At 68.3% G+C, this 14,559-nt stretch carries 8 protein-coding genes; 5 read left to right on the top strand and 3 right to left on the bottom strand.

What is annotated here, in order from left to right; translation table 11 throughout:
- Window positions 1-40: 40 nt before the first annotated feature.
- Both ACWDGI_RS19115 and ACWDGI_RS19110 read right to left on the bottom strand, forming a co-directional pair.
- Window positions 41-1,540: a glycosyltransferase family 87 protein gene (locus ACWDGI_RS19115; RefSeq protein ID WP_450760446.1), complete on the bottom strand. Its 1,500-nt coding sequence runs from the start codon at window positions 1,538-1,540 to the stop codon at window positions 41-43.
- Between the two features lie 131 nt (window positions 1,541-1,671).
- Window positions 1,672-4,320 (bottom strand): transglycosylase domain-containing protein, encoded by a 2,649-nt coding sequence (locus ACWDGI_RS19110; RefSeq protein WP_450760444.1) that lies wholly within the window; start codon window positions 4,318-4,320, stop codon window positions 1,672-1,674.
- 363 nt (window positions 4,321-4,683) lie between these two features.
- Between ACWDGI_RS19110 and ACWDGI_RS19105 the strand changes: the two genes are divergently transcribed.
- From ACWDGI_RS19105 to ACWDGI_RS19095, 3 genes are all read left to right on the top strand, one after another.
- A complete protein-coding gene (locus ACWDGI_RS19105; protein WP_450760442.1) occupies window positions 4,684-5,367 on the top strand; it encodes a PadR family transcriptional regulator in 684 nt (227 codons plus the stop codon).
- Between the two features lie 43 nt (window positions 5,368-5,410).
- On the top strand, window positions 5,411-6,493 hold the full coding sequence (locus ACWDGI_RS19100) for an inositol-3-phosphate synthase (protein WP_351695835.1): 1,083 nt from the start codon (window positions 5,411-5,413) through the stop codon (window positions 6,491-6,493).
- 95 nt (window positions 6,494-6,588) lie between these two features.
- The gene (locus ACWDGI_RS19095; protein WP_450760439.1) at window positions 6,589-7,851 is read left to right on the top strand and encodes an MFS transporter; all 1,263 of its coding nucleotides are present in this window, start codon (window positions 6,589-6,591) and stop codon (window positions 7,849-7,851) included.
- Between the two features lie 145 nt (window positions 7,852-7,996).
- Here ACWDGI_RS19095 and ACWDGI_RS19090 read toward each other — a convergent pair whose 3' ends face one another.
- Window positions 7,997-9,442, bottom strand: coding sequence for a CCA tRNA nucleotidyltransferase (locus ACWDGI_RS19090; protein WP_450760437.1), 1,446 nt, complete (start codon window positions 9,440-9,442; stop codon window positions 7,997-7,999).
- Window positions 9,443-9,730: 288 nt separating this feature from the next.
- On the opposite strand from ACWDGI_RS19090, the gene ACWDGI_RS19085 reads away from it, so the two are divergent.
- Together ACWDGI_RS19085 and murJ are read left to right on the top strand one after the other, a co-directional pair.
- Entirely contained in the window at window positions 9,731-12,157 is a 2,427-nt protein-coding gene (locus ACWDGI_RS19085) for a DUF6049 family protein (RefSeq protein ID WP_450760435.1), read from the top strand.
- A gap of 46 nt (window positions 12,158-12,203) precedes the next feature.
- Window positions 12,204-14,555 carry a murein biosynthesis integral membrane protein MurJ gene (murJ, locus tag ACWDGI_RS19080; protein WP_450760434.1) on the top strand — a complete coding sequence of 784 codons (2,352 nt, stop codon included), beginning with the start codon at window positions 12,204-12,206 and terminating at the stop codon, window positions 14,553-14,555.
- Window positions 14,556-14,559: the final 4 nt, after the last annotated feature.

The following is a 14,559-nucleotide window of genomic DNA, read 5'->3' as shown; positions in this document are numbered from 1 at the left end:
TCGCTCTACCAGGGCTGTTCGCTCTACCAGGGCTGTTCGCTCAGAGCGAACTGTCTTCGGAGGCTCGGATTCCCCACTCCACCTGCGGCCCTTCGAACTGTGCTGCGTGACGCGGGGGACGGGCGGCCGCGCCGAGCACGAAGACGTCCTCCGCACCGTCCAGCACCCCGCCCGAAGGGTCGTCGTCGCCGGAGCGCCGCACCACGTCCCGCTCGGGCATGAGGATGTCGCGAACGACCATCGCGCAGAGGTAGAGCGTGCCGAGCAGGTGCACGGCGATGGCCCAGTGGTAGCCGTGGGTCGGCAGACCCTTGTGGGCGTCACCGCTGGTCGTGTACGCGAGGTACATCCAGATCCCCAGGAAGTACGCCACCTCGCACGCCTGCCAGATCAGGAAGTCCCGCCACTTGGGCCGGGCGAGCACGGCCAGCGGCACCAGCCACAGGACGTACTGCGGGGAGTAGACCTTGTTGGTGAGGATGAAGGCCGCCACCACCAGGAAGGCCAGCTGGGCGAAGCGGGGCCGGCGCGGAGCGGTGAGGGCCAGGGCGGCGATGCCCAGGAAGCAGAGCAGCACCAGGACCATCGCCGCGTTGTTCACGAAGCCCGTACTGGGCGGACTGGTCGTGTTCTGCGCCCAGATCAGCCAGAAGGAGCCGAAGTCGACGCCTCGTTCCTGGCTGAACGTGTAGAACTTCGACCAGCCGTCGAAGGCGAAGATCATCACCGGAAGGTTCACGACGAGCCAGGCGACGACGGCGCCTCCCGCTGCGGTGAAGAAGTCCCGCCATTTGCCCGCGCGCCAGCACAGCAGAAACAGCGGCCCCAGGAGGAACACGGGATACAGCTTGGCGGCCGTGGCAAGCCCCAGGAGGACACCGAAGGCAACGGGACGACTCCGGGACCACATCAGCGTCGCCGCGGCCGTCAGAGCGACCGCCAGGAGGTCCCAGTTGATGGTGGCGGTCAGTGCGAAGGCGGGCGCCAGGGCGACCAGCAGGCCGTCCCAGGGACGGCGGCGGTGCGTACGGACCACGCACACCGCGATGACCGCGGCGCAGATCATCAGCATCCCGGCGTTGACGAACCAGTACACCTGCTCCTGGAGCTGGATGCTGCCGCTGCCCGGCGTGAGCCATGCGGCCACCTCCATGAACACACCGGTCAGCACCGGGTATTCGAGGTAGTCCATGTCACCGGGGAGCTTGTCGAAGTACGGCACCAGACCGTCGGCGAAGCCCCGCCCCTGGTAGAGGTGCGGGATGTCCGAATAGCAGGCGTGGGTGTACTGGGAACTCGCGCCGAAGAACCAGCCGCCGTTGTAGCACGGCGCCTTCTGGATCAGGCCCAGGGCGAACATGCCGATCGCCACGAGGACCACGACCCGTAGCGGTGTCCACCAGGACGTCCCGAGCAGCGCACGCCGCCCGATGGGGCCACCGATCAGCTCGCTACCGGCCGCGGCGACCGGGTCTTCCCTGGTCGGCCGCACCGGCTCCGGCTCGCGCACGCCCGCGGGCGTCGTCTCTGCACTGGGCATGGGGCCCATCCTGCCGTACCTCTCTAGGAATACGCCGAGGGCCGCCGCACCTCGTCGGATGCGGCGGCCCATGTTTCACGTGAAACAGACTTCGGCGGGCGAAATGGTCACCTACCGGTCAGACCTCGCGGCTAGCCGGTCGTCCCGCCGAAGAGGTTCCCGTTCCCTCCGCCGTTGGCGTTGCCTCTGGTGTCGCCTTCGCCGGTCGACTCCGTAGCCGACGGCGAGGACGTGGTACCCGAGGTGCTGCCACCGGTGTTACCACCGTCGGTCGAGCAGTTCCAGGCGAACCGGCAGCTCTCGCTCACGGTCGGCGAAGGCGAGGTGGCCGTCTCGCTGGGCGTGGCGCTGGGCGTCTCGCTCGGCGTCTCGCTCGGCGTGATGCTCGGGGACGGCGTCGGGGACGGAGCTCCCGCCTCGTCGGCGACCTCACCGATCTTGGTGGCGTCCGGGAAGCCCGGGTCGTTCTTGCCCTTCAGCGCGGACTCCATGTACTCGGTCCACACCGAGGTCGGAATGTCACCACCGTGGATGGATGCCACGCCGGCGGTGCCGTTCATGGAGAGCAGCTCGGCGTCCTTCGGGTTCTCCCGGAACATCGCCACCGAGGTCGCCAGCTGCTGGGTGTAGCCGACGAACCAGGCCGACTTGTTGCTGTCGGTGGTACCGGTCTTGCCCGCCGCCGTACGGCCGAGGGCCTTGGCGTTCTTACCCGTACCGTTCTGGATCACGTTCTGCAGGGTGTTCGTGACGTTGTTCGCGATATCCGCGGACATAGCCGAGGTCACCTTCGGCTTTCCGAAGCCCTGCAAGGGGTTTCCGTCCTGCTTGACCTCGGTCACCGAGTACGGGTCCGTGTGCTTGCCGGACGCGGCGAAGGTCGCGTAGGCGTCCGCCATGCGGATCGCGCTGGGGGTGGACGTACCGATGGCAAACGACGGGTTGAGGTCCTGCGACATGCTGTCCGGCAGGATCCCGGACGCCTGGGCCACGTCCCGGACCTTCGTCATACCGACGTCCACGCCGAGCTGCACGAACGGCGTGTTGATCGACTGTTCCATCGCCTTGCGCAGACTGATGTAGCCCCAGGGGTATCCGCTCTCGTTCCTCTGCCGGAAGATCGAGTTGTCCTTGTTCAGGTAGTACGTCCCGTCCGGCCGCCGCACCTTGAGATTGTCGTCACCGTTGTACTTGCTCAGCGGTGAGACCCCGACGCCGTCGGTCTTGTACGTCCCGTATTCCATGGCCGCGGCCAGGACGAACGGCTTCCACGTCGAACCGACGGGGACACCCGAGGTGTCGGCGTTGTTGGTGAAGTGGTTGTTCTCGTAGCCGGCACCGCCGTACAGGGCGACGATCGCGCCGTCCTTGGGCACCACCGACGCCGCACCGAACTGGACGTACTTGTCCTTCTCCTTCTTCGGATCCAGGCGCTCTTTCTGGACTTTCTGCACGGCCGCGCTCAGCGCGTTGACCTTGTCCTTCTGGAAGGTCGTGTAGATCTGGAAGCCGCCCTGGTCGAATCGCGCCTCGGTGATGTTGGAGTGCGCAAGGACGTACTTCTTGGCCGTGTCGGCGAGGTAGCTGATCTGGCCGGTCATCCCCTTGGTCGCCTTGCGGCCCTGGGGCATCGGGTACTTCTTGACCGCTTCCTGGTACTCGGCGTCGGTGAGGTGCTGGTCCTTGTGCATCTCCTCGAGGATCCAGCCCCAGCGGTCGTGCGAACGCTTGTAGTTGGCGTCCCTGGAGGCCGCGACGTCGATGTCCGGGTTGCCCGCGGGGTCGTAGTACGTCGCACCCTTCAGCAGGGCGGCCAGGACAGCGCACTGGCTCGGACTGAGCTTATTCGCGTCCACGCCGTAGTAGGTCTGGGCGGCGGCCTGGATGCCGTACGCGCCACGGCCGAAGTACGAGGTGTTCAGGTAGCCCTGGAGGATCTCCGGCTTGGTGAGCTTGGTGCCCACCTTGACGGAGATGAACATCTCCTTGAACTTGCGCGAGAACGTCTGGTCCTGGCTGAGGTAGGTGTTCTTGACGAACTGCTGGGTGATCGTCGAACCACCCTGCGTCTGACCGCCCTGGGCCATGTTGACGAGCGCGCGGGCGATTCCCTTGAAGTCGACGCCCGGGTCCGTGTAGAAGCTCTTGTTCTCCGCCGAGATCACCGCGTACTGCATCGCCTTGGGGATCTGGTCGATGGTGACGTTCTGCCGGTTGATGCCGGTGCCCGTCGCGACCATCTGCTTGCCGTCGGCCCAGTAATAGACGTTGTTCTGGGACTTGGCCGCGGTGTTCTCGTCCGGGACGCCCACCATGGCGTATCCGACACCGACCAGCGCCACCAGGCTTCCGAAGAAGGTGATGCACAGGCCGGAGACGAGCTTCCAGGAGGGGACCCAGCGGCGCCATCCGAACCTGTTCGCCCTGGGGTAGTCGACAATGCGCTTCTTGCCGGGCGGCGTCGACGCCCGGCCTCTGCCACGTCCCGGCCCGGCAGGACCACCCGGACCGCGACTTCCGTTGTCGGCCGTTCTGCGGCGGCCTCCGGTGTTTCTCTGCGCCGCCCGGCGTGCCTCGGCTCGGCCGCTGTAGGGGCGCTCTTCACCCCCCGAGTCCTGGGAGTCCGACCCGTAGGAACGGGACCCATAGGAGTCGGAAGGAGACCCGGTGGCGCCTCGCGGGGCCGCACGGCGGCCGGCGGACGGGTCGGACTGGCCGCGTCGGGCCGCGGCACGTCCGCCTCCCTGCGGCTGCGGCGGTTTGCGACGGTGCTCGCTCATCGAACGATTACTCCTCGGGCAGGCGCACCCGTGCGCGCCTGGAAACGGCGGCTGGTTTCCGGTCCCCCCGAAGTACGGATGTGGTCGGTCCTGCATTCACCCGTACTGCACCGGGGACAGGGACGCCCCCCAGGCGTCACTTGGTTCCCGGTGGTGTGCATGCCGCACAGACTACGCACCACCAAAACCCGTCGAGCCCCGAAGTTCACCCCAAATCAGGCAAGTTGCCTCCTACGAATCGGTGATGTGATCCCGTTCACCGTCGTTCCTCTTGTCGCACCGGGATCGCCGATCTATCGTCAGGATGTATCGAGCCGATACATCAGAGCGAGATAAGCGCATCAGAGACGAGAGGGGGCGACCTTGAGCCGACGGTCCGGCATCCTTGAGTTCGCCGTACTCGGCCTGCTCCGCGAATCCCCGATGCACGGCTATGAGCTGCGGAAACGGCTCAACACGTCACTGGGCGTCTTCCGGGCGTTCAGCTACGGGACGCTCTACCCCTGCCTCAAGACGCTGCTCGCCAACGGCTGGTTGATCGAGGAACCGGGAAACACCACCGAGGACGCCCTCGCCGCGCCGCTCGCCGGCCGCCGCGCCAAGATCGTCTACCGGTTGACGGCCGAAGGTAAGGAGCATTTCGAGGAGCTCCTTTCCCAGACCGGCCCCGACGCCTACGAGGACGAGCACTTCGCGGCACGGTTCGCCTTCTTCGGGCAGACCTCGCGTGATGTGCGGATGCGCGTGCTGGAGGGCCGGCGCAGCCGGCTGGAGGAGCGCCTGGAGAAGATGCGCGCCTCGCTGGCACGCACCAGGGAGCGCCTCGACGACTACACGCTTGAGCTCCAGCGCCACGGAATGGAGTCCGTGGAGCGCGAAGTGCGCTGGCTGAACGAGCTCATCGAGAGCGAGCGGGCCGGACGGGACCTGAAGGGTCCCGCTTCCGGAGAGTCCGCTCAGAAGAACACCACCAATGGAGCGCCGGGCGTCCTGCCCCGGTCCGGGGACATCCCCCGGCCGGATTCGCCCGACGACACCGCCACGTGAGACCCGTTCAGGGCCTCACTCGTACACACAGGGAGCAACCGGAATGGGTTCGGTTCGCGTAGCCGTCGTCGGTGTGGGCAACTGCGCCGCGTCGCTGGTGCAGGGAGTCGAGTACTACAAGGACGCCGACCCGGCGTCGAAGGTCCCCGGGCTGATGCACGTCCAGTTCGGCGACTACCACGTCAAGGACATCGAGTTCGTCGCCGCGTTCGACGTGGACGCCAAGAAGGTCGGCCTCGACCTGGCGGACGCCATCGGCGCCTCCGAGAACAACACCATCAAGATCTGCGACGTGCCCAACACCGGTGTCACCGTCCAGCGCGGCCACACCCTCGACGGTCTCGGTAAGTACTACCGCGAGACCATCGAGGAGTCCGAGGCCGAGCCGGTCGACGTCGTCCAGATCCTCAAGGACAAGCAGGTCGACGTTCTCGTCTGCTACCTGCCCGTCGGTTCCGAGAGCGCGGCGAAGTTCTACGCCCAGTGCGCCATCGACGCCAAGGTCGCCTTCGTCAACGCCCTCCCGGTCTTCATCGCCGGCACCAAGGAGTGGGCGGACAAGTTCACCGAGGCGGGCGTCCCGATCGTCGGCGACGACATCAAGTCGCAGGTCGGCGCCACCATCACGCACCGCGTGATGGCCAAGCTGTTCGAGGACCGGGGTGTCGTCCTGGACCGCACGATGCAGCTGAACGTCGGCGGCAACATGGACTTCAAGAACATGCTCGAGCGCGAGCGCCTGGAGTCCAAGAAGATCTCCAAGACGCAGGCCGTGACCTCCCAGATCCCCGACCGGGACCTCGGCGAGAAGAACGTCCACATCGGCCCGTCCGACTACGTCGCCTGGCTCGACGACCGCAAGTGGGCCTACGTCCGCCTCGAGGGCCGTGCCTTCGGTGACGTCCCGCTGAACCTGGAGTACAAGCTCGAGGTCTGGGACTCCCCGAACTCCGCGGGTGTCATCATCGACGCCCTGCGCGCCGCGAAGATCGCCAAGGACCGCGGTATCGGTGGCCCGATCCTCTCCGCGTCGAGCTACTTCATGAAGTCCCCGCCGGTCCAGTACTTCGACGACCAGGCCCGCGAGAACGTCGAGAAGTTCATCCGCGGCGACGTCGAGCGCTGACGTCCGTCGCTCGCAAAAAAACGCTCCTGCCAGGGCTGTGAGAGTCCCCGGGTCCCCCGACCCGGGGACTCTCCCCGTGTGTGAGGCTGTGCCCCATGCCCGTCGTCCGCGACCTGCGTGTCCTGCTGCGCCTGCGGAACTTCCGCCGTCTGCTCGCCGTCCGTCTGCTCTCCCAGGGCGCGGACGGCGTCTACCAGGTCGCGCTCGCCGCCTATGTCGTCTTCTCCCCGGAGAAACAGACCTCACCGGCCGCGATCGCCTCGGCCATGGCCGTCCTGCTCCTCCCGTACTCCCTCGTGGGCCCCTTCGCCGGGGTCCTGCTGGACCGCTGGCGCCGCCGCCAGGTCTTCCTCTACGGCAATCTGCTGCGAGCGCTACTGGCCGCGGTCACCGCCGTCCTGATGGCCACCCATGTCCCCGACTGGCTCTTCTACGTCTCCGCCCTGTGCGTCACGGCCGTCAACCGCTTCGTCCTTTCGGGACTGTCCGCCGCCCTCCCGCGCGTCGTCGACACCGAACGTCTGGTGCTGGCCAATTCCCTGTCCCCGACCGCGGGAACCCTGGCCGCGACGGCTGGCGGCGGCCTCACCTTCGCCGTACGGCTGCTGGCCTCGGACTCCGATGCCGCAGTGGTGCTGCTGGGCGCAACGCTGTACCTGTCCGCGGCCCTCACCTCGCTGACCATGGCCCCCGGTCTCCTCGGCCCCGACCGGCATCAGGCACAGCCGAGCCTGGGAACAGCCGTGGTCACCACCGCACGCGACCTCATGGAGGCGATACGGCACCTCGCCGCACCCCGGCGTCGCGAGGCGGCCTGGGCGCTGCTCTCCATGACGGTGATGCGCTTCTGCTACGGCGCCCTGCTCGTCCTGGTGCTGATGCTGTGCCGCTACGCGCTCTCCTCCGACCCGGACGACGGGCTCGGGCTACTGGGGCTGGCGTTGGGGATCTCCGGCGCGGGTTTCTTCGCGGCAGCCGTGGTGACGCCGTGGGCCGCGGGGCGGTTCGGCCCCGGGCGCTGGATCGTGGTGTGCGCCGCGTCCGCCGCCGTACTGGAGCCCGCCCTGGGCCTTCCGTTCACGACCGTCCCCATGCTCGTCGCCGCCTTCGTCCTGGGACTGATCACCCAGGGCGCGAAGATCGCCACCGACACCATCGTCCAGTCCTCCGTCGACGACGGCTTCCGCGGCCGGATCTTCTCCGTGTACGACGTGCTCTTCAACGTGGCTTTCGTGGGCGCCGCAGGCGTAGCCGCCCTGATGCTCCCGCCGGACGGGCGCTCCGCCACCCTCGTCGTCACCGTCGCCCTTGTCTACGCGGGGGTCGCGGTGGCCATGGCCCGCTTTGAGCGCCACTGAGGGTCCCAGCAGAGCCAGGGAACCCCTCCAGTTTTTGCGGCAAAGACGCCGACGCCGCGAGGGGCGATGTTTCACGTGAAACATCGCCCCTCTTCACATCGCGGCCGGGTCATGTTTCACGTGAAACATGACCCGTTCCCTGCGCTCAGCCCTGATCGGCCCACCACTCCTTGAGCGCGGCCACCGCAGCGTCGCGCTCCATCGGCCCGTTCTCGAGCCGCAGCTCCAGCATGTGCTTGTAGGCCTTGCCGACCTCCGGCCCCGGACGGATTCCCAGGATCTCCATGATCTGGTTGCCATCGAGGTCCGGGCGGATGGCATCGAGCTCCTCCCGCTCCTGAAGGTCGGCGATGCGCTCCTCCAGGCCGTCGTAGGCACGGGAGAGCGCCACTGCCTTCCGCTTGTTACGGGTGGTGCAGTCGGAACGGGTCAGCTTGTGGAGACGGTCGAGCAGGGGACCCGCGTCACGGACATAGCGACGCACCGCCGAATCCGTCCACTCCCCAGCGCCATAGCCATGGAAGCGCAGATGAAGTTCGACCAGGTGTGAGACGTCCTTCACCAGTTCGTTGGAGTACTTCAAGGCCGTCATGCGCTTCTTCGTCATCTTCGCGCCGACCACCTCGTGGTGATGGAACGAGACGCGGCCGTCGTTCTCGAAACGGCGGGTGCGTGGCTTGCCGATGTCGTGCAGCAGCGCGGCGAGGCGGAGGGTCAGATCGGGACCGTTCTCCTCCAGCGCCATGGCCTGCTCGAGGACGATCAGCGTGTGGTCGTAGACGTCCTTGTGCCGGTGATGCTCATCGCTCTCCAGGCGCAGGGCGGGGAGCTCGGGCAGGACATGGTCGGCGAGGCCGGTGTCGACGAGCAACGTCAGCCCCTTGCGGGGATGAGCCGAGAGGATCAGTTTGTTCAGCTCGTCCCGGACCCGCTCGGCCGAGACGATCTCCAGACGCCCCGCCATGTCCTTCATCGCGGCAACGACCTCGGGTGCCACCTCGAAGTCGAGCTGGGCCGCGAAGCGGGCGGCACGCATCATCCGCAGCGGGTCGTCCGAGAAGGAGTCCTCGGGCGTCCCCGGAGTCCGCAGCATCCGAGCCGCCAGGTCCACCAGGCCGCCGTGCGGGTCGATGAACTCCTTCTCCGGCAGCGCCACCGCCATGGCGTTGACCGTGAAGTCGCGTCGGACGAGGTCCTCCTCGATGGAGTCGCCGTACGACACCTCGGGCTTGCGCGAGGTGCGGTCGTACGCCTCGGAGCGGTAGGTGGTCACCTCGATCTGGTAGCCGTCCTTCTGCGCGCCGACCGTGCCGAAGGCGATACCGACCTCCCAGAGGGCGTCCGCCCAGGGCCGGACGATCTTCAGTACGTCCTCGGGGCGGGCGTCGGTGGTGAAGTCCAGGTCGTTGCCGAGCCGTCCCAGCAGTGCGTCCCGGACCGAGCCGCCGACCAGGGCAAGCGAGAACCCGGCCTCCTGAAATCGGCGTGCGAGGTCGTCGGCGACGGGCGCCACCCGCAGCAGCTCGCTCACCGCGCGCTGCTGCGCCTGGCTCAGGGCAGAGGAAGGAGTGTCTTCATTGGCGTTCGGCACAACAGAACAGGGTACGTGGCCCGGGCGGCCCGAAGCGCCTCCATATTCCGGCAGCGCCCCACACAGAGCCGCCATACACGGGGCGTGGGACAGCTCACTCCATACCCTCACAAGGGCAGCGCTCCGCGCTTACATGAGTCTCCCGACGATACTGGACATAGGGGACGGGCCGGCCTCCTCCCCCGATCTTGTGGAGCAGACCGCGGCACTTCCGCTCAGCGCGCCTCGTTACCATGCGTGGACGCACATTCCGACGACCACTGACGATGACGAGGGACGGACGAGCGCGTGGCCGAGGCGGCAGACTTCCAGGGGACGCCCTCACCTGCCCGTCGCTGGCTGCGGCGCACCGGGGCACTGCTCGCGGGTGCGCCCCTGCTGGCCGCACTGGTGCAGTTGCCCGCCGCGGTGCCGGCGCAGGCGGCCGACTCCGACACGGTGTCCGTCGCCCTGGACTCGCTCAGTCCCAGCGCCCCCAGCGACGGGGACACGCTGACGGTCTCCGGCACGGTGACCAACAACGGCAAGCAGGCCGTCACGGACGCCCAGGTGGACCTGCGCGTGGGTTCTCGGCTCAGCGCACGCTCCGCGATCGACTCCGCGGCCCGGCACCCCGACGACCTCCAGTCGAGCCTCGGCACCGCGATCGGCGGCAAGTACACCGAGGACTTCGACTCGCTCGCCCCGGGCGTCGCGGAGCACTTCAGCATCTCGGTGCCGGTCGACAAGCTCGACCTCGGCCCGGACGGCGTCTACCCGTTCGGTGTCTCGCTTTCCGGCCAGACGTCCGCACAGCCGTGGGACCAGGTACTCGGCATCCAGCGGACGTTTCTGCCCTGGCAGTCCTCAGAGGCCGACACACAGACCAGGACCACGTTCCTGTGGCCGTTGATCTCCACCGTCCATGTGACGGCGAAGACGGGCGCGGGCGAGCTGCAGACGCCGGTCTTCCTCAATGACGACCTCGCCAAGGAGATCTCGCCCGGCGGCCGGCTGGCGCAGATGCTGGCGCTCGGCAAGGACCTGGACGTCACCTGGGTGATCGACCCGGATCTGCTGGCCTCCGTGGACGCGATGACCCGCAGCTACCGGGTCCAGGGCGCCGGGGACACCACCACGGCAGGCACCCACCAGGCGGTGGCCAAGCAGTTCCTGGCCGACCTCCAGGACGCGGTGGCGGACAAGGAGGTCGTGGCCCTGCCCTTCGCCGACCCGGACCTGGCCTCCCTCGCCCACAACGGCACCAGCGTCACCGGATCGCTGAGTCACCTCAAGGACGCCACCGACGTCGCCGCCACCACCGTGGAGACTGTGCTCCATGTCACACCGAGCACGGACTTCGCATGGCCCGTGAACGGTGCCGTCGACCCGTCGATCATCAAAGTCGCCACCTCGGCGGGCGCCGACAAGGTGATCGCCCGCAGTGACAGCCTCCAGGAGACGGGCGGGCTGCCGTACACGCCCTCGGCGGCGCGTCCGATCGGTGGCGGGACGACGGCGGTGGTCGCGGACGCACGACTGTCCACGGCCTTCCAGGGCGATCTGACGACGGCCGACTCCGCCACCCTCGCGGTGCAGCGGTTCCTGGCCCAGAGCCTGGCGCTGAACACCCAGACGGACAAACAGCGCAGCATCGTCATCGCCCCGCAGCGAATGCCGTCGGCGAGCCAGGTCCAGGCGATGGCGACGGCGATCACCACATTGCAGGCCAGTAACTGGTCAAGGTCCCAGGACCTCGCGACGGCGGCCAAGGACAAGCCCGACCCCGGCGCGACCACGAAGATCCCCTCGTCGTCCGCCTACCCCTCCTCGCTGCGCAAGCGGGAGCTGCCCCGGACGGCCTTCGAGCAGATCGCCCGCACCCAGGACAAGCTCGACAACTTCCAGGTGGTCCTCACCAACCAGTCCCGGGTGGTGACCCCCTTCGGGCGGGCCATAAACCGTGAGATGTCCACGTCGTGGCGGGGCCGCGGCAGCGAGGCCGACAGTTTCCGCACCAGCGTGGAGTCCTGGCTCGACAGCCTCACCGGTCAGGTCAAGCTGATCGACAAATCCGAGACCAAGCTCTCCGGCCGCAGCGCCACCATCCCGGTGACCGTCCAGAACAACCTGGTCCAGGGCGTCGGCCACCTCGTCCTGCGACTCACCTCGACGATGCCGACCCGACTGGAGATCGGCGGCAAGGCCTACTACGAACAGCCGGTCGAGGTCTCCGGCGGCCACACCCAGTCCGTGAAGTTCTCCACGTCGGCCAACGCCAACGGCCGGGTGGAGGTCATCGCCCAGCTCTACACCGAGGACGGCCAGGAGTACGGCGCCCCGGTCCAGTTCGACGTGAAGGTCACCGAGGTCACGCCCACCGTGATGCTCGTCATCGGCGGCGGCGTGCTGCTGCTGGTGCTGGCCGGGTTCCGGATGTACACCCAGCGCAAGCGGGCGGCCGCCCGCCGTGCCGAGGAAGGCGACGGCCCCGAGGACGCGGGCGAGGACACCCCCGACGCCCCGCAGGCCCCGGAGAGCCCCGAAGCCCTGGACGCCAAGGGCTCCGAGGACACCGGCCGGCCGGGGAACCCCGACACTCGTGAGGATCGTCTCCAGGAAGAGTCCGGGCCCCGCTCCGGGGCAGACGACCCTGAGCAGCCGAGTGACCCGACACCGGACACCGCACCGGAAAGCGCCGACCCGTCCGGAACGGGTGAGAGAGTGGACCGTTGAGCGATGTCGTGGCTGGTGTGGCCCGGGACGATGAGGTGGGGTAACCATGAACGCGCCGTACGACGGTGAACGCGGCCAGGGCGCGGCCGGTTCGGGCTACCCCGAGCCGCCGCCGGAGGCCGGCCAGGTTCCGCCGCAGCACGCGGCTGACATGTACCTCCAGGACGCCTACGACCAGGACCCCTACCGGTCGCAGGACCTCTCCGCCCAGGACCCGGTCGCCGAGGCGCTCTACGACCGCGCCGCGCACCCCCCGCCGCCCCCCGGCATGTACCCGCAGCAGCCGCTGTACGGCCAGCCCGCCCAGTCGCCGTACGCCCCCGACCCGCATGTGTGGGCCCAGACCCCGGCGCCGGAGCCGGAGGGCCCGAACCAGTACCTGCCCTATGGGGACAACCCGCGTACCACCCAGTTCGTGGGCGTGGACGATCTGGTCACGCACTCCGGTGAGGAACGCCACGAGCCGGACGCCTTCGCGCATCTGTTCCGGGACCAGCAGCAGGGCGGCGGCAACCCGCAGACGGACCCCCGCCCCGTCCCGGGTCCCGCGGGCCAGTACCCGCCCCCCGCCGGCCAGTACCCACCGCCCTCGGGCCAGTACCCGTCGGCGCCGCAGGCCTCCGCAGCCCGGAACCAGCACGCGGCTCCTCACTACGCGGCGTCCCAGTTCCCGCAGGCCCCGACCACACCCGAGGCCCCTGTCGCCGAGCCGGTACCCGCCGCTCCGGCGTCTCCCGCGGCGCCCTCGGCCCCCGCGGCCAGGAAGGGCGGGCGGGCCTCCGGCCTGCTGAAGTCCAGTGCCGTGATGGCCGCGGGCACGATGGTCTCCCGCCTCACGGGTTTCGTCCGCTCCGCGCTGATCGTCTCCGCGCTCGGAGTGGGTCTGCTCGGTGACACGTTCCAGGTCGCCTACCAGCTGCCGACGATGATCTACATCCTGACCGTCGGCGGCGGCCTCAACTCCGTCTTCGTGCCGCAGCTGGTGCGGGCCATGAAAGAGGACGAGGACGGCGGTGAGGCGTTCGCCAACCGTCTGCTGACCCTCGTGATGGTGGCGCTGGGCCTGCTCACCGCCGCCACGATCGCGGCCGCGCCCTTCCTGATCCGCCTGCTGTCCGACTCGGTCGCCAGCGACCCGGCGGCCAACGACGTCGGTATCACCTTCGTCCGCTACTTCCTGCCCTCGATCTTCTTCATGGGCATTCACGTGGTGATGGGTCAGGTCCTCAACGCGCGGGGCAAGTTCGGCGCGATGATGTGGACCCCGGTCCTCAACAACATCGTCATCATCGTCACCCTCGGCCTGTTCATCTGGGTGTACGGCACCGCCGCGCACTCCGGTATGAAGGTCACCAACATCCCGCCCGAGGGCCAGCGGCTGCTCGGCCTCGGCGTGCTGCTCGGGCTGGCGGTCCAGGCCCTGGCGATGATCCCCTACCTGCGCGAGACCGGCTTCCGGATGCGGCTGCGCTTCGACTGGAAGGGCCACGGCCTCGGCAAGGCCGCCACGCTCGCCAAGTGGACCGTACTGTTCGTCCTCGCCAACCAGGCGGGCGCGCTGGTCGTCTCCCAGCTGTCCACCTCGGCCGGCAAGAAGTCCCCGGTCGACGGCACCGGCTTCGCCGCCTACGCCAACGCCCAGCTGATCTGGGGCCTGCCGCAGGCCATCATCACGGTCTCCCTGATGGCGGCCCTGCTGCCACGGATCTCCCGCTCGGCCGCCGAGGACGACGCCGGCGCCGTCCGTGACGACATCTCCCAGGGTCTGCGGACGACGGCCGTGGCGATCGTGCCCATCGCCTTCGGTTTCTTGGCGCTCGGCATCCCGATGTGCACCCTGATCTTCGGTTCCTCTGGCACCAGCGAAGCCACCAACATGGGGTTCATGCTGATGGCCTTCGGCCTCGGCCTGATCCCGTACTCGGTGCAGTACGTCGTCCTGCGCGCGTTCTACGCCTACGAGGACACCCGTACCCCCTTCTACAACACCGTCATCGTCGCCGCGGTCAACGCGGGCGCCTCGGTCACCTGTTACGTCCTGCTGCCGGCCCGCTGGGCGGTGGCCGGCATGGCCGCCTCCTACGGCCTCGCCTACGCGATCGGCGTAGGGGTCGCCTGGAAGCGGCTGCGCAAGCGGCTCGGCGGCGACCTGGACGGCACCCGCGTCACCCGTACCTACGCGCGACTGTGCATCGCGTCCGTACCGGCCGCTCTGCTCAGTGGTGCGGCTTGTTTCGGCATCGGCCACACTCTGGGTCAGGGCGTGATCGGTTCCTTCGCCGCGCTGGTGGCCGGCGGAGTCGTACTTCTCGGCGTCTTCTACATCGCAGCGCGCCGCATGCGAATCGAGGAGCTCAACTCCCTCGTGGGTATGGTGCGCGGGCGTCTGGGGCGCTGAGGTA

The sequence above is a fragment of the Streptomyces sp. NPDC001220 genome (assembly GCF_053597895.1).
This window is presented reverse-complemented; position numbering and strand designations above follow the sequence as displayed.

Coding starts and splice junctions, on each gene's coding strand:
- ACWDGI_RS19095 (WP_450760439.1), top strand. CDS start 6,589: ATGCCCGTCGTCCGCGACCTGCGTGTCCTGCTGCGCCTGCGGAACTTC.
- ACWDGI_RS19115 (WP_450760446.1), bottom strand. CDS start 1,540: ATGCCCAGTGCAGAGACGACGCCCGCGGGCGTGCGCGAGCCGGAGCCG.
- murJ (WP_450760434.1), top strand. CDS start 12,204: ATGAACGCGCCGTACGACGGTGAACGCGGCCAGGGCGCGGCCGGTTCG.
- ACWDGI_RS19100 (WP_351695835.1), top strand. CDS start 5,411: ATGGGTTCGGTTCGCGTAGCCGTCGTCGGTGTGGGCAACTGCGCCGCG.
- ACWDGI_RS19110 (WP_450760444.1), bottom strand. CDS start 4,320: ATGAGCGAGCACCGTCGCAAACCGCCGCAGCCGCAGGGAGGCGGACGT.